13 protein-coding genes are annotated in these 16,424 nt (G+C 62.4%); 9 read left to right on the forward strand and 4 right to left on the reverse strand.

Features of this window, described 5'->3' with window-relative positions:
* Positions 1-124 precede the first annotated feature (124 nt).
* The 3 genes from fusA to rpsL form a co-directional block, all read right to left on the reverse strand.
* Positions 125-2,230, reverse strand: coding sequence for an elongation factor G (gene fusA / locus JAB8_RS23930; RefSeq protein WP_070223447.1), 2,106 nt, complete (start codon positions 2,228-2,230; stop codon positions 125-127).
* Positions 2,231-2,338: 108 nt separating this feature from the next.
* Positions 2,339-2,809 (reverse strand): 30S ribosomal protein S7, encoded by a 471-nt coding sequence (gene rpsG, locus JAB8_RS23935; RefSeq protein WP_010394377.1) that lies wholly within the window; start codon positions 2,807-2,809, stop codon positions 2,339-2,341.
* Positions 2,810-2,961: 152 nt separating this feature from the next.
* The gene (gene rpsL / locus JAB8_RS23940) at positions 2,962-3,345 is read right to left on the reverse strand and encodes a 30S ribosomal protein S12 (RefSeq protein WP_010394376.1); all 384 of its coding nucleotides are present in this window, start codon (positions 3,343-3,345) and stop codon (positions 2,962-2,964) included.
* A 433-nt stretch (positions 3,346-3,778) separates the two neighbouring features.
* On the opposite strand from rpsL, the gene JAB8_RS23945 reads away from it, so the two are divergent.
* Positions 3,779-5,704 (forward strand): phosphoethanolamine transferase, encoded by a 1,926-nt coding sequence (locus JAB8_RS23945; protein ID WP_070291735.1) that lies wholly within the window; start codon positions 3,779-3,781, stop codon positions 5,702-5,704.
* A gap of 9 nt (positions 5,705-5,713) precedes the next feature.
* On the opposite strand, the gene JAB8_RS23950 is transcribed toward JAB8_RS23945, so the two are convergent.
* A complete protein-coding gene (locus JAB8_RS23950; protein WP_139143167.1) occupies positions 5,714-7,279 on the reverse strand; it encodes a DNA mismatch repair protein MutS in 1,566 nt (521 codons plus the stop codon).
* A gap of 207 nt (positions 7,280-7,486) precedes the next feature.
* On the opposite strand from JAB8_RS23950, the gene JAB8_RS23955 reads away from it, so the two are divergent.
* The 8 genes from JAB8_RS23955 (at position 7,487) to JAB8_RS23990 (ending at position 16,416) form a co-directional block, all read left to right on the forward strand.
* On the forward strand, positions 7,487-8,752 hold the full coding sequence (locus JAB8_RS23955; protein ID WP_070223462.1) for an efflux RND transporter periplasmic adaptor subunit: 1,266 nt from the start codon (positions 7,487-7,489) through the stop codon (positions 8,750-8,752).
* A gap of 34 nt (positions 8,753-8,786) precedes the next feature.
* The gene (locus JAB8_RS23960; RefSeq protein ID WP_070223441.1) at positions 8,787-9,503 is read left to right on the forward strand and encodes an ABC transporter ATP-binding protein; all 717 of its coding nucleotides are present in this window, start codon (positions 8,787-8,789) and stop codon (positions 9,501-9,503) included.
* Positions 9,504-9,512: 9 nt separating this feature from the next.
* On the forward strand, positions 9,513-10,835 hold the full coding sequence (locus tag JAB8_RS23965; protein WP_070291737.1) for an ABC transporter permease: 1,323 nt from the start codon (positions 9,513-9,515) through the stop codon (positions 10,833-10,835).
* A gap of 28 nt (positions 10,836-10,863) precedes the next feature.
* On the forward strand, positions 10,864-12,102 hold the full coding sequence (locus JAB8_RS23970; RefSeq protein WP_070291738.1) for an FtsX-like permease family protein: 1,239 nt from the start codon (positions 10,864-10,866) through the stop codon (positions 12,100-12,102).
* A 28-nt stretch (positions 12,103-12,130) separates the two neighbouring features.
* Positions 12,131-13,483 (forward strand): sigma-54 dependent transcriptional regulator, encoded by a 1,353-nt coding sequence (locus JAB8_RS23975; RefSeq protein WP_070291739.1) that lies wholly within the window; start codon positions 12,131-12,133, stop codon positions 13,481-13,483.
* Positions 13,484-13,497: 14 nt separating this feature from the next.
* On the forward strand, positions 13,498-14,814 hold the full coding sequence (locus JAB8_RS23980; protein WP_254679585.1) for an ATP-binding protein: 1,317 nt from the start codon (positions 13,498-13,500) through the stop codon (positions 14,812-14,814).
* 238 nt (positions 14,815-15,052) lie between these two features.
* A complete protein-coding gene (locus JAB8_RS23985) occupies positions 15,053-15,577 on the forward strand; it encodes an FxDxF family PEP-CTERM protein (protein WP_070291741.1) in 525 nt (174 codons plus the stop codon).
* A gap of 59 nt (positions 15,578-15,636) precedes the next feature.
* Positions 15,637-16,416, forward strand: a complete 780-nt coding sequence (locus tag JAB8_RS23990; protein WP_070223429.1) for a spermidine synthase — start codon at positions 15,637-15,639, stop codon at positions 16,414-16,416.
* Positions 16,417-16,424 lie beyond the last annotated feature (8 nt).

Below are 16,424 nucleotides of genomic sequence, written 5' to 3' on the forward strand. Positions count from 1 at the left end.
TGGTGCCGACGTTGACGTGCGGCTTGGTCCGTTCGAATTTACCTTTTGCCATTTTATTCTTCCTTAGAACAATGATTTAAATGTAGGGACCGGCATTCTCGTGAAAGCCGGCCCGGAACTTCTATTACTTAGCTTTCGAGCTTACGATTGCTTCAGTCACATGCTTAGGTGCTTCAGCATAGTGCTTGAATTCCATCGTGTAAGTCGCACGACCTTGGGTCGACGAACGCAACGATGTAGCGTAACCGAACATTTCCGACAGAGGTACTTCGGCCTTGATGATCTTGCCGCCACCGCCAGCAATTTCATCCATACCTTGCACCATGCCGCGACGCGACGACAGATCGCCCATCACGGTACCGGCGTAGTCTTCCGGCGTTTCCACTTCCACGGCCATCATCGGCTCCAGGATGACTGGCGATGCTTTGCGGCAGCCATCTTTGAATGCCATCGAAGCGGCCATGCGGAATGCATTTTCGTTCGAGTCAACATCATGGTACGAACCGAAGAACAGCGTGACTTTCACGTCAACGACTGGGTAGCCAGCCATCACGCCCGAAGTCAGCGTGTCGCGCACACCTTTTTCAACTGCAGGGATGTATTCGCGAGGAACGGTACCGCCCTTGATCGCGTCAACGAATTCGAAGCCCTTGCCCGGTTCTTGCGGTTCGATCTTCAGAACCACGTGACCGTATTGACCACGACCACCCGATTGCTTGACGAATTTGCCTTCCGACTCTTCGCACACTTTACGGATCGTTTCGCGGTAAGCCACTTGTGGCTTGCCGACGGTCGCTTCAACGTTGAATTCGCGCTTCATGCGGTCAACGATGATGTCCAGGTGCAACTCGCCCATACCGGCGATGATGGTCTGGCCCGATTCTTCATCGGTACGCACGCGGAACGATGGATCTTCTGCAGCCAGGCGGTTCAGCGCCAGGCCCATTTTTTCCTGGTCGGCCTTGGTTTTTGGCTCGACTGCCTGCGAAATCACCGGCTCAGGGAAAACCATGCGCTCCAGAACCACGCTGGCTTTTTCGTCGCAAAGCGTATCGCCCGTGGTGGTGTCTTTCAGACCCACAACGGCGGCGATGTCGCCAGCGCGCATTTCCTTGATTTCTTCGCGTTCGTTCGCTTGCATCTGCACGATACGGCCGATACGCTCTTTCTTCTGCTTCACGGAGTTCAACACCGAGTCGCCCGAATTCAGGGTACCCGAGTAGCAACGGATGAAGCACAACTGACCGACGAACGGATCGGTTGCGATCTTGAACGCCAATGCCGAGAATTTCTCATTGTCGTCAGCTGCGCGCTCGACTGGCTGCTCGTCGTCATCCAGACCTGGGACAGGCGGAATGTCGATAGGCGATGGCAGGTACTCGATGACCGCGTCCAACATGGCTTGCACGCCCTTGTTTTTAAAGGCGGTACCGCACAACATTGGAACGATTTCGCTGGCGATGGTACGCTGACGCAGAGCAGCCTTGATCTCGGCTTCCGACAGGTCGCCTTCTTCCAGGTACTTGTTCATCAGGTCTTCGGACGCTTCAGCAGCGGCTTCAACCATGTTCTCGCGCCACTTGGCAGCATCAGCGGCCAGGTGTGCAGGAATGTCGCCGTATTCAAACTTCATGCCTTGCGACGCGTCGTCCCAGATAACCGCTTTCATCTTGACCAGATCGATCACACCGGTGAAGACGTCTTCAGCGCCGATAGGCATCTGAATAGGTACTGGGTTCGCTTTCAGACGCGAACGCATCTGATCGTAGACCTTGAAGAAGTTGGCGCCGGTACGGTCCATCTTGTTCACGAAGGCCAAACGCGGCACTTTGTACTTGTTAGCCTGACGCCATACCGTTTCCGATTGTGGCTGCACGCCGCCGACTGCACAGTAAACCATGCAGGCGCCATCCAACACGCGCATCGAACGTTCCACTTCAATGGTGAAGTCAACGTGGCCTGGGGTGTCGATGATGTTGATGTGGTGCGCTGGGAAGTTGTTTGCCATGCCTTTCCAGAAGCACGTAACAGCAGCCGAGGTAATCGTGATACCGCGCTCTTGCTCTTGTGCCATCCAGTCGGTGGTGGCTGCGCCATCATGGACTTCGCCCAGCTTGTGGTTCACGCCTGTGTAGAACAGGACGCGCTCGGTCGTGGTCGTCTTACCTGCATCGATGTGAGCGGAAATACCGATATTGCGGTAGCGCTCAATGGGGGTCTTGCGGGCCATAATTAATCCTAAATGAATGGACAAAACCGAGCAGCATTTTTTTGCAAAAATGAGCCCGGCCTCGAACAACAGATGCTTGACAGCCGCCTTGCGGTAGCTGGCTTTATATTAGAAGCGGAAATGCGAGAACGCTTTGTTCGCTTCAGCCATACGATGGACTTCGTCGCGTTTTTTCATCGCGCCGCCGCGGCTTTCAGCCGCTTCCATCAGCTCACCGCCGAGGCGTTGTGGCATCGATTTTTCGCTGCGCTTGTTAGCAGCTTCACGCAACCAACGCATGGACAGAGCCATACGACGGACTGGGCGAACTTCGACCGGCACCTGGTAGTTTGCACCACCGACGCGACGGGATTTCACCTCAACCAGCGGCTTGGCGTTGTTGATTGCGGTAGCAAAAACTTCGAGCGGATCTTTGCCCGATTTTGCTGCGATGTGCTCGAAAGCACCGTAGATGATGTTTTCTGCAACCGATTTCTTACCGGACAGCATCAGCACGTTTACAAATTTAGCGACATCAGTGTTGCCGAATTTTGGATCTGGCAAAATTTCGCGCTTGGGTACTTCACGACGACGTGGCATATCAATTCCTTTCAATCTTCAGTTGAGCGCGCGTTCTTCGCACACTCGCGGACGACCATCATAGTCTTCCACTTACTCGACCAGATGCGGTCGACTACATTCACTTAGCTAGTTGCCACTGAGCGAAACTTGGGTTTGCTGCGTACAACTTATTACTTCTTGCCAGCTTTAGCGCGCTTGGTACCGTACTTCGAACGCGATTGCTTACGGTCTTTGACGCCTTGGGTATCGAGGGCACCGCGAACCATGTGGTAACGCACACCCGGCAAATCCTTGACGCGGCCGCCGCGCAACAGCACAACACTATGCTCTTGCAGGTTATGGCCTTCACCGCCAATGTACGAAATGACTTCGAAACCATTGGTCAGGCGAACTTTAGCGACTTTACGCAGAGCCGAGTTAGGCTTCTTTGGAGTCGTGGTGTAAACACGTGTGCAGACGCCACGTTTTTGCGGGCTGTTTTCCAGCGCCGGCGATTTGCTCTTCACGGTCAAAGCGACGCGTGGATTGCGAATCAATTGATTGATGGTTGGCATCGTTATAAATCCAACAAAAAACTACGATTAATAACCCGGGCAAGATGCCCGGCGACTAAAACCTCGTCCCGCTTTCATCTACTGCGCACCGGAGGCGCCCGCAGCCACTCGATAAGGAGCGGCCATGAAATGCCAAGTAATGCGTAAACGATGAGCAGAATAAAATCGAGAACTCGCTAGTTTAGACCTTGTGTTACAGGGGGTCAATCAGTTTACCGCTTTTTGCTATAAAAAAAGGCAAAGAACGGGGGTATTTGTGGCATTTTGACTAATTTTCGGCAGCGACGTACGGACGCCGCCACGCGCAAACGCTTGATGATTTGGCACTCTTTCCCTGCGACCAAGCATCTGGCACGCACATTCTTGTATGACCGCAAGACAACAAAAGGATTGATAATAGCGGACATTTTTCGCTGCCCTCCCGCCCTCCTTTATGCGCTCCTTGCTTCGCCCCGCCAATCTGTTCCTGCTCCTGACGTATGCCTTGCTGACGGCCGTGCCCTTCATCCCCACGCTGCTGGGGCGCGCGCTCGAGCATCCGTGGCAGATGCTCACCTTCGAGCTGCTGGCCTGGCTGGCCGTCTGGAGCGTGTTCCAGCGCCCCGCCTACTTCCACTGGCTGCTGGTGCCGGCCTTCCTGGCCCTGCCGACGGAAATCTACCTGTTCATCTTCTATGGCCAGGGCATTTCCACGCACCACCTGGGCATCATCTTCGAAACCAGTCCCAAGGAAGCGATGGAATTTCTCGGGCAAAAAGTATGGCTGATGGGCGCCGTCATGCTGGGCGTGATCGCCTGGTGCGCCCTGAGTTGGTATGCGGCCACGCGCACGCGCGACCTGGACTGGCGCGGCAAGACGCGCCCGGCCGCCTTCGTGCTGCTGATCCTGCTGGGCGGCTTCTGGTGGTATGGCTACGAATTCGGTTTCGAGGCCAAGGTGCTGCACAGCACCGCCGCATCCGCCAAGGCCAGCCATCCGGCGGCCAGCGGCAAGGCGGGCGCCTCCGGCTTCGGCGACGCCAGTTCGGCCGACGACGAAACGGCCGAGGAAGACGAAGAGAGCAGCAAGCCCGAGAACGCCAGCATCGCCGGCGCCGACGAGACGGGCCTGGGCTGGCCCAGCCTGCCCCACTGGGCGCGCCTGCCCTACGCCTTCGACACCGTCAGCAATTCCTGGCCCTTCGGCCTGGCCGCGCGCGGCTTCGATTTCTACAAGGAACGCAGATACCTGGCCGAGCTGGGACAGAAAAGCAGCAGCTTCCGTTTCGGCGCGCACCAGCAACAACCCGATCCCCATCCGGAAGTGGTGGTCATGGTGATCGGCGAATCGTCGCGTTACGACCGCTGGAGCCTGAACGGCTACGAACGCGACACCAATCCCCTGCTGAAACAGGAAAATAACCTGGTGCCGCTGGCCGACGTCATCACGGCCGTTTCCGCCACGCGCCTGTCCGTGCCCGTCATCATCTCGCGCAAGCCGGCCACGCAAAGCCTCAAGGATGGCTTCTCGGAAAAATCCTTCCTCACCGCCTACAAGGAAGCGGGCTTCAAGACCTACTGGCTGTCGAACCAGATCTCGTTCGGCCAGTTCGACACGCCCGTCTCCGTATTCGCCAAGGAAGCGGACGTGGTGCAATTCCTGAACCTGGGCGGCTTTACCAACAGTTCGAATTTCGACCAGATCCTGTTCGACCCGTTCAAAAATGCGCTGGCCGACCCGGCGCAGAAGAAACTCATCGTGCTGCACACCCTGGGCAGCCACTGGAACTACAGCCAGCGCTATCCGAAATCGTTCGACAAGTGGCAGCCGTCGCTGTTCGGCGTCGACAAGCCCGTCTACACGGACACGGCGATCAAGCCGCAGCTGAACAACAGCTACGACAGCTCCATCCTGTACACGGACTGGTTCCTGTCGAACGTGATCGGCATGCTGAAGGACGACGGCCAGCGCACCGCCCTGCGCAGCTCGCTCGTCTACGTGGCCGATCACGGCCAGACCCTGTACGACGGCACCTGCCGCCTGGCCTTCCATGGGCACAACACGCAGTTCGAATTCCACGTGCCCGCCTTCGTCTGGTATTCGCCGCAATTCCAGCAGCATTATCCGGACAAGGTGACGCAGCTGCGGCGCCATCAGAAGGCGCGCCTGTCGACGGAAAACATGTTCCACACCCTGCTCGACCTGGGCGACATCCGCTTTGCCGGCGAACAGCCCGAATGGAGCATCGCCAGCCCCCGCTTCAAGCAGCACAAGCGCTACGTCGACAGCTACGGCTGGACCAACTACGACAACGCCATCATCCGCGGCGATTGCCGCGAAGTGATCGACAAGAGCACGCCGGAAAAGCAGGACAAGTAAGGGCGGCCATCACGCCCGTTCCAGCACGCCGCCGCAATCGGCCGGTTGTGCCATGTGCATGCTGAGCCAGTCGAAGACGCGTTCCGCCTTGTCTTCGATGGCGCTGTCAAAGCCCCGCTGCGCCAGCAGGGCGATGCCGTTCGTGGCCTGCAGCACGCCGGGCGCCAGCAGCAGCGCGCCCGCATCGTCGCGGCGCACGCACCACGGCGCCAGGCAGTCTTCCAGCAAGGGGCCCAGCACCAGGTTGTGCGACGAGACGATCACCAGGTGGCGCGCGGCCAGCGTATGCAGCACGGCGGCAGCCGCCGCCACCGACTCGAGGTGGTTCGTGCCGCGAAAAATCTCGTCGATCAGGAACAGCGCCGGCGCCCCCTCCTCGGCCAACGCCAGCAATTCGCGCGCGCGGCGCAATTCGGCGATGTACAGACTTTCGCCGCCATCGAGCGAGTCCTCGTTCTGCATGCTCGCATACACGGCCAGGCGCGGCACATCGGCGCTGTGCGCATGGCAAAAGCCAAAGGCCCGCGCGCAGACCAGGTTCAAGCCTATGCAACGCAGCAAGGTGCTCTTGCCGATACCGTTCTGTCCGGAGATGAAGCCCCCCTTGCCCTGCACGCCGAACGACAGCGGCGCGGCGTTCGCCAGCAGTGGATGCCGCATGCCCTGCAAAGCCAGGGAGCGCGGCGGCGCGGTGCCCGCCCAGCAAAACACGGGAAGCGCGCGCAGGTGCCGCGCCAGCGCCAGGTCCGCTTCCAGCTGCGCCACCTGGGTGAAGCTGTCGCGCAGAAAGGGCAGCTGCTGCGCCACCAACTGGCGCGTGCGGAAATAGCGCTTGATGTTTTTCAGCAGGAGCCAGTCGCCATATTCGACCAGTACCGTATCGATGAAGGGCACGTAGTGCAGCAGCGAGCGCTCGATGGCGCGCGTCAGCCTGGCCGCCTGCGCGCCGCCGGCGGCCCATGGCAAGGCTGCCGGTCCATCAAGCCGCGCCAGCGCGGCACGGGTTTTCAGCAGGAGGCGCAAGGTATCGAGCGTGCGCTCCCATTGCTTGGCGCTTTCGTAAAAACGCACCTGTACGGCCATCAGCGCGACACAGGCGGCCAGCACGCCAAACAGCGCCGGCCAGCCCACCAGCCAGGCGGCGGCGATGGCCAGCAACAGGGCCAGCGGCACCAGCCATAGCCAGGCGCTCCACCATGGCGCCGGTGCCAGCGCCGCGCCGAACAGGGTCTCGCTCACCTCTGTATCGGCCTGGCGCAAGGGCAGGCAGGCGCGCTCCAGGCTGGCCACTTGTGCCGGGTCGTCCAGCAATCGCCGGACGCGCGCGACAGAGGCCGGATCGGCCTGGCCGCCGCTCAGACGCCGGTGCAGCTCCTGCTGGCCGAAGATGCCGGTCTCGCGCGCCAGCTGCGCCGCATACTGGTCAAGCAGCAGCTCGTCCCAGGTCTGGCCATCGAGCGATGGCGCCTCGCCCGTCAGCCGCTGCAGCATCGCCACGTCGCTGCGCGCGAAAGGATAATCGAGCGCCGGCGCGAAGGCGCTGGCAGGGAAAAGTTGCTGGAGGAACGGATGCATGGCGCCTGCGGAGGAGTCGATGAAGGGAATGCCACAGCAGATGCAGGCGATTGCCAATTTATCAAGTGCCGCCTGCGCACGCGGACATGCCGGACGGCACGGACACAACGGACAGCCGGACGCCCGAATTTTTTCCCATTCAAATCAACGACTTAATCATTGGCATGGATCGTGCATTGGAAAAGTCATCCTTCACGAGACATGACCATGATCCGCGATACCTCCTCTCAAGACGCCGTACTGTCCGCCCCGCCGGGCCAGCGCCGCAGGCAACGCGCCCTGCTGCTGGCCGGCGCCGTCATCGTCATCGGCGCCGCCGTCGCGGTCGTTGCCGGCTGGCGCAACAGCGAGCATTCCGTCAACGCCAGCCGCCTGCGCATCGCCGACGTCACGCGCGGCACCCTGATCCGCGACGCGGCCGTCACGGGCCGCGTGGTCGCCTCGATCAGCCCCACCCTGTATTCGACCACGGTGGCCACCGTCACGCTGAAAGCGAAGGCGGGCGACACGGTGAAAAAGGGCGACATCCTGGCCGTGCTGGAGTCGCCTGATCTGTCCGACGCCCTCAAGCGCGAGCAGTCGAGCGTGCAGCAACTGGAGGCGGAAGTGGCGCGCCAGCAGATCCTGGCCAAGAAGCAGAAACTGCTGGCGCGCCGTGAAGCCGACACGGCCGAGATCGAGCGCCTGTCCGCGCAGCGCACCCTGGAGCGCTATGAGAGCGTGGCGCAGGTGGGCATCATCGCCAAGATCGATTACCAGAAGGCGAAGGATGCCTTGAATTCCGCCGATATCCGCAGCAAGCACGCGTCGCAGGCGGCGGGCCTGGAAAGCGAAGACGTGACCCTGGCGCTCAAGACCAAGGTCAACGAACTGGAACGCCAGCGCCTCGTCCGCGACAACGCCCAGCGCAGGGTCGACGAGCTGACCGTGCGCGCGCCCGTCAACGGCTTCATCGGCACCCTGTCGGTGGCCAACCGCAGCGTGGTGCAAGCCAATACCGCCCTGATGACGCTGGTCGACCTGTCGCAGCTGGAAGTCGAGCTTGAAGTGCCGGAAACCTATGTGGCCGACATGGGTCTGGGCATGCGCGCCGAGATCGAAACGGGCACCATCCGGGCGACCGGCAAGCTGTCGGCGCTGTCGCCTGAAGTAGTGAAAAACCAGGTGCTGGCACGCGTGCGTTTCGACGGCGCGCAGCCGGCCGGCCTGCGCCAGAACCAGCGCGTGGCGGCGCGCCTGCTGATCGATGAAAAACCGGGTGTACTGATGCTGGCGCGCGGCTCCTTCGTCGAAGCCGAAGGCGGCCGTTTCGCCTACGTCGTGCGCGATGGCGTGGCGATGCGCACGCCGATCAAACTGGGCGCAACCAGCGTAGCGGTCGTGGAAATCCTCGACGGCTTGAAGCTGGGCGACAAGGTGGTCGTCGCCGGCACGGAAAACTTCGAGAACGCGGCCCGCGTCTCGCTCAACTGAATCTCACTCATCTCACCCCACAAGAGGCCCCGCCATGCTGCGCATGCACAACCTGAGCAAAGTCTACCGCACCCACATGATCGAAACCCACGCCCTGCGCGGCTTCGACATCCACGTACAACAAGGTGAATTCGTCACCGTCACAGGGCCGTCCGGCTCGGGCAAGACGAGCTTTCTGAACATCGCCGGCCTGCTCGAGGAATTCACCGACGGCGAATACATCCTTGACGGCGTCAACGTCAGGGGCATGGACGACAATGCCCGTTCGCGCCTGCGCAATGAAAAGCTGGGCTTCATCTTCCAGGGTTTTAATCTGATTCCCGACCTGTCGCTGTTCGACAATGTCGACGTGCCGCTGCGCTATCGGGGCTTCAACCGCGCCGAGCGCAAGGAGCGCATCGAGGACGCGCTGGCCAAGGTGGGCCTGGCGTCGCGCATGAAACACTATCCAGCCGAACTGTCGGGGGGCCAGCAGCAGCGCGTGGCGATCGCGCGCGCGCTGGCCGGGTCGCCCAAGCTGCTGCTGGCCGATGAACCGACGGGCAACCTGGACACGCAGATGGCGCGCGGCGTGATGGAGCTGCTGGAAGACATCAACGCGCAAGGCACCACCATCCTGATGGTCACGCACGATCCGGAACTGGCGCTGCGCAGCCAGCGCAATGTGCACATCATCGACGGCCAGGTGTCGGACCTGGTGCAGCACGGCGCCTCGCTGTCGGCCAGGCCGCAGCACGCCGCGACCGCGTAAGGAGAGACCATGTTCCGCTACTATTTCACGCTGGGCCTGCGCAGCCTGCGCCGCAACCGCGCCTTGACCGTGCTGATGGTGCTGACCCTGGCCGTCGGCGTGGCCGCCAGCGTGTCGACCGTCACCATCCTGCACGCCATGTCGGGCGACCCGCTGCCGCACAAGAGCGACCGCCTGTTCGTGCCGATGATCGACGTCGTCCCCTTGAAAAGTTATGTGCCGGGCGCCAAGCCCAGCTTCGGCCAGTCGCAGCTGGCTTACACCGACGCGAAGCATTTCATGGCCAGCAACATGGGCGTGCGCCGCACCGTCATGTACGGCGTGGCCGGCCCGGTCGAGCCAGCACGCACGGATATCGGTGCCTTCCAGGCCCAGGGCCTGGCGCCCACGCGCGATTTCTTCGCCATGTTCGAAGTCCCCTTCCTGTATGGCCAGCCATGGAGCGAAGCCGATGACGCCAACGGCGCCGACGTCATCGTGCTGAGCCGTTCGCTGGCGGAAAGACTGCTGGGTACGGTCAATCCCGTGGGCCGGCGCGTGACGGTACTGGGACAGTCCTATCTGGTCAGCGGCGTGCTCGATCACTGGGATCCCGTGCCGCGCATACACCGCATCATCGGCAGCAAGGGCGCCTTTGGCACGGAAGATGAATTCTTCATTCCGTTTGCCAGCGCCATCCGCCATGAAACGCGGCATGACGGCGGCATGGCCTGCAGCGGCGTCGAACGCGGCCCCGGCTTCCAGGGCACCCTGGCGTCGGACTGTACCTGGCTGCAGTTCTGGTTCGAGATGGAAAACGCGGGCCAGCGTGGCGAGCTGCAGGCATATCTCGACAGCTATGCTGCCGAGCAGCGCAAGCTGGGCCGCATGCCGCGCCACGCGCCCAACGCGCTGTACAACGTCAAGGAATGGATGGTGTTCCTGAACGTGGTCGACAACGACAACAAGCTGGCGGCCTGGCTGGCCTTCGGCTTCCTGCTGCTATGCCTGGTCAATACCATCGGCCTGCTGCTGGCGAAGTTTTCCGTACGCGCCAGTGAAGTGGGGATCCGCCGTGCGCTGGGCGCCACACGGCGCGACATCTTTCGCCAGTTCCTGATCGAGACGGGCGTCATCGGCCTGGCCGGCGGCGTGCTGGGCCTGCTGCTGGCGTATGCAGCGCTGGCCGTCGTGCGTTCGCAATCGAAGGAACTGGGCACCGTGGCGCACATGGATATCCCGATGCTGCTGCTGACGTTTGCCGTCTCCGTGCTGGCCGCCCTGCTGGCGGGGTTGCTGCCCACCTGGCGCGCCTGCCAGGTGACGCCGGCGATACAGCTCAAATCCCAATGACATTCACCGTACCGCAATGAGGTTCAACATGGAAATCCGCCCCATCCTGTCGGCACTGATGCGCAGCAAAACCGGTGCCGTACTCGTCGCCGTGCAGGTCGCCATCAGCCTGGCCATCCTGGCCAACGCCCTGCATATCGTTAACCTGCGCCAGGCGATCGCCGCCCGCCCCACCGGCGTGGCCGCTGAAAACGACATCTTTTATGTCAACATCCAAAGCATGGACAAAGGCAGCCACCAGCGCCAGCTGGCCGACCAGAAACGCCAGGCTGCCTTGCTGCGCGGCCTGCCCGGCGTGCTCTCCGTGGCGCAGACCTCGCAGGCCGTGCTGTCGCGTTCCGGCAGCAGCACCAATGTCTCCATCAAGCGTGGACAGCCCACGGCCAGCGCCACCACGTCGATGTATTTCACGCCTGACTCGCTGGTCAAGACATACGGCCTCAAGCTGGTGGAAGGCCGTGATTTCCATCCCGACGAGGTGCTGGAAATCGATGAAAAAGTCGATGAGACCTTTCCCAAGGTGGTCATCGTGACGCTCGCCGCAGCGCAAAAGATCTGGCCTGGCGAAAGCAGCTTTGTCGGCAAGACCCTGTTCAACGGCACCGGCGACGATGACGACGAAATGCGCGTGATCGGCGTGGTGGAGCGGTTGCAGACACAGGTCGGCCAGGTCAGCGCGCATGGCGAGCATTCGCTGATCCTGCCGGCGCGCCTGACGGGTTCGCGCGACTCGCTGCTGTACGCCGTGCGGGCCGAGCCTGGCCAGCGCGACCGCCTGATGAAGGAGGCCGAGCAAGCCATCCGCAGCGCCACCAGCGAGCGCCTGCTGGTACGCACCGATACACTGGAAAAGCACCGCACGTCACGCTACCGGGCCGACCAGGGCTTGTCCTGGATGCTGATCGCCGTGTCGACCTTGCTGCTGCTGGTGACGGCAAGCGGCATCGTCGGCATCGCCAGCCTGTGGGTGACGCAGCGCAGGAAGCAGATCGGCGTGCGGCGCGCACTGGGCGCCCGCCGCGTCGACATCCTGCGCTACTTCCTGACGGAGAATTTCATGATCACCAGCGCCGGCGTGGCGTGCGGCGTGCTGCTGGCCCTGGGCTTGAACCAGCTGCTGGTAAGCCAGCTGGAAATGGCGCGCCTGCCGCCCGGCTACCTGCTGGCCGGCGCGCTCGTGTTCTGGCTGCTGGGCCTGGGCGCCGTGTACGGCCCGGCATGGCGCGCGGCCAGCATTTCGCCGGCCACTGCCACCCGCAGTACCTGAGCCGGCACCTGAGTGATATGCTGCGCGCATGCCTACCGTACTGATTATTGACGACAATGCCGCCGTGGCCATCGCGCTCGACGTGCTGTTTTCCCTGCACGAGATCGACGCCGTGCGCGCCGCCTCGCCCGAGGAAGGCCTGCATCTGCTCGAGCGCCACGCCATCGACCTGGTGGTGCAGGACATGAACTTCACGGCCGACACCACGTCGGGCGAGGAAGGCAGCGCGCTGTTCCACGCGATCCGCGCGCGCTACCCCGACCTGCCCGTGATCCTGCTGACGGCCTGGACCCAGCTCGACGCGGCCGTCGACCTGATCAAGTCCGGCGCGGCCGACTACCTGGCCAAGCCCTGGGATGACCGGCGCCTGATCGCCAGCGTGCAGAACCTGCTGGAACTGGGACAGGCAAACCGCGCGCTGCGCCAGCGCGTGCTGTCCGAACAGCGCCAGCGCCACGCCCTGGAGCACGACTTCGACTTGCGCGGCATGGTATGGCAAGACCCGGCCACCGAAAGAGTGGTGCACCTTGCGTGCCAGGTGGCGCGCGCCGACGTGCCCGTGCTCATTTCGGGGCCGAACGGCAGCGGCAAGGAACGCATCGCCGCCATCGTGCAAGCCAATTCCCAGGTCGCCGGCGGCCCCTTCGTCGTGCTCAATTGCGGCGCCGTTCCCGTGGAGCTGATCGAGGCGGAACTGTTCGGCGCCGAGGCCGGCGCCTATACCGGCATCACACGGGCGCGCGACGGCAAGTTCGACGCGGCCGACGGCGGCACCCTGTTCCTCGACGAAATCGGCAACCTGCCGCTGGCCGGACAAATGAAACTGCTGCGCGTGCTCGAAACGGGGCGCTTCGAACGCCTCGGCTCGAACCGCGAGCGGCAAGTGAAAGTGCGTGTCATCAGCGCCAGCAATGCCGACCTGCCCGCGATGATCAAGGCCGGCACGTTTCGCGAAGACCTGTTCTACCGCCTGAACGTGATCGAACTGCGGCTGCCGCCGCTGGCCCAGCGTCCGCTGGACATCCTCGTGCTGGCGCGGCATTTCCTGGGCAGCGAAAAAACGCTGGACGCGCAGGCGCAGGCCACCCTGCTGGCACACGGCTGGCCGGGCAATGTGCGCGAACTGAAAAACGTCATGCAGCGCGCCAGCCTGCTGACGGCCGGCCCGTTGATCGGCGCGCTGGAAACGGGTTTGCCGCTGGCCGGTGCCACATCGCCGCGCGCGCCGCAGGATGCCGGCGCGGCGGAACCGGACCGCGACAGCGTCACCGCGGCGCTCGCGCGCGCGCACGGCGTGGTGGCACAGGCGGCGCAGGAACTGGGACTGTCGCGCCAGGCCCTGTACCGGCGCATGGAACGCCTGGGCATCGCGCGCGGCTGATGGCAGACCGCCCCATGCGTCTTTCCCTGCTCACGCGCTGGACGGCGCTGATCGTCACCTTGCTGGTGCTGGGCATCGTCATCGCCCTGCTGCTCGCGCATTTTTTGCCAGGCCAGCCGCTGCTGGTGCTGGCCGGTACCCTGCTGTGCGTGCTGCCGGTGGCCGTCATTACCATCCGCGCGCAGCTGCAGGCGATGCTGTCGCTGTTTCGCGCCTTGAGCGGCACAGTCGCCAGCTACCAGGACGGCGACTTCGGCTTCAGCCTGCGCTGGCCGCAGAACGATGAACTGGCCGATCTGGTGGCGGCCCACAATGCGCTGGGCGACGTGCTGCGCAAGCAGCGCCTGGACCTGGTGCAGCGCGAACTGCTGCTCGACACCATGGTGCAAAACACGCCGGTGGCCATGCTGCTGGTGGCCGAGGGCAGCGCCATCGTCTACGCCAACCTGGCCGCGCGCCAGCTGCTGCACCACGGCCGCCGGCTCGAAGGGCATCATCTGGCCGACATCGTGCAGCAGGCGGCGCCGGCCCTGGCCGAAGCGCTGGCGCGCCGCAACGACGGCTTGTTTACCAGCGGCGAAGGGGAGCAGGAAGAGGTGTATCACCTGGCGCGGCGCAGCTTCAGCCTGAACGGGCGCAAGCACGAACTGCTGCTGCTGCGCCAGCTGACGCTGGAGCTGCGGCGCCAGGAAGTGCAGACCTGGAAAAAGGTCATCCGCGTCATCAGCCATGAGCTCAACAACTCGCTGGCGCCGCTGGCCTCGCTGGCCCATTCCGGCGCCGAGCTGGTGCGCCGTGGCCAGACGGAGCGCCTGCCGCAAATCCTCGCCACCATCGAGGAGCGCACGCGCCATCTGGAAACCTTCATCCTCGGCTACGCGCGCTTTGCCAAGCTGCCCGCACCGCGACTGGCACCGTGCGAATGGCAACCCTTCCTCGACAGCCTGGCCTCGCAAGCGGCCTTCACGCTGGACGGTCCGCCTCCCGCGCAGGCTGCCGTGTTCGATGCGGCGCAAATGCAGCAGGCGCTGCTGAACCTGCTCAAGAATGCGCTGGAGTCCGGCTCCAAGCTCCAGCATATCGGCCTGCACGTCAGCCAGGCGCAAGGGCAGCTGCGCATCGAAGTGAGCGACCGCGGGCCGGGCATGAGCGGCGCCGTGCTGGAAAACGCGCTGGTGCCGTTTTATTCCACCAAGCGCAGCGGCACGGGACTGGGCCTGGCCCTGGCGCGCGAAATCGCCGAAGCCCATGGCGGGCGCATCACCCTGGCCAACCGCGAGGACGGCGGCCTGGCGGTGACCTTGATTCTTCCCTTACTCGACAGAAATTAGTTCCTTGTGTAACGATTTTTAAATCACATCATCCGCGATTAATTTTCAGTGCAATATTAATAATTATCATGCTGAATATTGCAACTGCCCGAGCCCCATGCCCGTGTGTTAGAAATAAGCTATTTGAGTTTGCATAATGATATCAAAATAACTAATTGACAATGACTAGTCTCGGCGATAATTTATCAACGCGGTACGGTTTTTTTGAAACATTAATCGTTTTTTCGCGGGGATCAATATGAAATTAAAATCACTCATCGCAGCGGCAGTCCTGAGCGCTGCTTCCATTGGCAGCGCCAGCGCCACCGCCTACACAGTCAACCTCGTCAATACCACGGGCAATCTGTGGACCAGCGGCTTCAGCGCCGTTCCCAGCCCGCTCGGCGACTTCACCGATACGTTCACGTTCACGCCCAACGCGACCTTCGGTTCAACCGCGCAAGCCTTCCTGGCCAACCTGTCCGTCACGGGTTCGGACAGCTCTTCCATCAGCTTCACCAGCGCCAACCTGAATGGCATCGGCCTGACGGGGTTTGGCAGCCCCACCCCCTTTGGCTATGCCCAGGGCGAAGTCCTGGCGCCTACAAGCCTCCTGTTCAACGGCCCGCTGGTCCTCACCGTCATCGGCAATACCAAGGGCGGCAGCTATGGCGGCGTCTTCAATCTGAACCTGGCGCCCGTTCCCGAACCGGAAACCTATGGCATGCTGCTGGCCGGCCTGGGCATACTCGGCTTCCTGGCGCGACGCCGCAAGCAATCTTGAGCGCTCTAACCAAAAGACGCCACGGCGTCTTTTTCTTTGGCGGCTGCTAAACTGGCGCCATGACGACCGACTTTATCTCCACCAGCAACACCGCTTTCAGCCACCCGGGCCACCCGCCCGCCACCACCACCGAACACCGCGGCATCCGCTACCTGCACCTGGGCACCAAGTGGGTGCAGGGCGCCATGCGCCTGGACAAACCTGACGCCATCGAGCTCGAGTACGTGCAGATGATGATGATGTGGATGCTGTTCAAGACGCAGCCCAAACGCATCGTGCAGCTGGGTCTGGGCAGCGCCGCGCTGACCAAGTTCAGCTACCGCCGCTTTCCCGACGCCACGGTCACGGCCATCGAACTCAATCCGAACGTGATCGCCATCTGCGGCGCCCAGTTCGCGCTGCCGCCGAACGATGCTCGCCTCGACGTGCGCGAAATGAATGCGCTCGACTTCGTGCTCGACCCGGCCAACCACGGCACGGTCGACGCGCTGCAAGTGGACCTGTACGACGAAGACGCTCGCGGCCCCGTGCTCGACACGCCCGAGTTCTACCAGGCCTGCTTTGACTGCCTGACGGACGACGGCATCATGTGCACGAATGTCTTCGGCGACTTCCCCAACTACGACAAGAACTTGCAGGCGATGGAACTGGTCTTCGACGCCGTCGTCTGGGTGCCGGAAATGGAAGATGAAAACATCGTCGTGCTGGCCTTCAAAAAATCGCCATCGCTCGACTTCAGCGAGCTATATGAACGCGCCGCCACCATCAAGAAACAGTTCAACCTGCCCGCCAAGAACTGGGTCAACGGCTTGAAGCAGTGGATGCAGGATCAGCAGTAAGGCGGTAG

The sequence above is a fragment of the Janthinobacterium sp. HH106 genome, assembly GCF_001758725.1.
In the GTDB taxonomy this organism is placed as follows: domain Bacteria; phylum Pseudomonadota; class Gammaproteobacteria; order Burkholderiales; family Burkholderiaceae_D; genus Janthinobacterium.

Excerpts from the sequence above, each read along its gene's own strand:
- JAB8_RS23965 (WP_070291737.1), top strand. The coding sequence starts at position 9,513 with ATGTTCCGCTACTATTTCACGCTGGGCCTGCGCAGCCTGCGCCGCAAC.
- JAB8_RS23980 (WP_254679585.1), top strand. The coding sequence starts at position 13,498 with ATGCGTCTTTCCCTGCTCACGCGCTGGACGGCGCTGATCGTCACCTTG.
- JAB8_RS23970 (WP_070291738.1), top strand. The coding sequence starts at position 10,864 with ATGGAAATCCGCCCCATCCTGTCGGCACTGATGCGCAGCAAAACCGGT.
- JAB8_RS23975 (WP_070291739.1), top strand. The coding sequence starts at position 12,131 with ATGCCTACCGTACTGATTATTGACGACAATGCCGCCGTGGCCATCGCG.
- JAB8_RS23955 (WP_070223462.1), top strand. The coding sequence starts at position 7,487 with ATGATCCGCGATACCTCCTCTCAAGACGCCGTACTGTCCGCCCCGCCG.
- JAB8_RS23945 (WP_070291735.1), top strand. The coding sequence starts at position 3,779 with ATGCGCTCCTTGCTTCGCCCCGCCAATCTGTTCCTGCTCCTGACGTAT.
- rpsL (WP_010394376.1), bottom strand. The coding sequence starts at position 3,345 with ATGCCAACCATCAATCAATTGATTCGCAATCCACGCGTCGCTTTGACC.
- JAB8_RS23985 (WP_070291741.1), top strand. The coding sequence starts at position 15,053 with ATGAAATTAAAATCACTCATCGCAGCGGCAGTCCTGAGCGCTGCTTCC.
- fusA (WP_070223447.1), bottom strand. The coding sequence starts at position 2,230 with ATGGCCCGCAAGACCCCCATTGAGCGCTACCGCAATATCGGTATTTCC.
- rpsG (WP_010394377.1), bottom strand. The coding sequence starts at position 2,809 with ATGCCACGTCGTCGTGAAGTACCCAAGCGCGAAATTTTGCCAGATCCA.
- JAB8_RS23950 (WP_139143167.1), bottom strand. The coding sequence starts at position 7,279 with ATGCATCCGTTCCTCCAGCAACTTTTCCCTGCCAGCGCCTTCGCGCCG.
- JAB8_RS23960 (WP_070223441.1), top strand. The coding sequence starts at position 8,787 with ATGCTGCGCATGCACAACCTGAGCAAAGTCTACCGCACCCACATGATC.
- JAB8_RS23990 (WP_070223429.1), top strand. The coding sequence starts at position 15,637 with ATGACGACCGACTTTATCTCCACCAGCAACACCGCTTTCAGCCACCCG.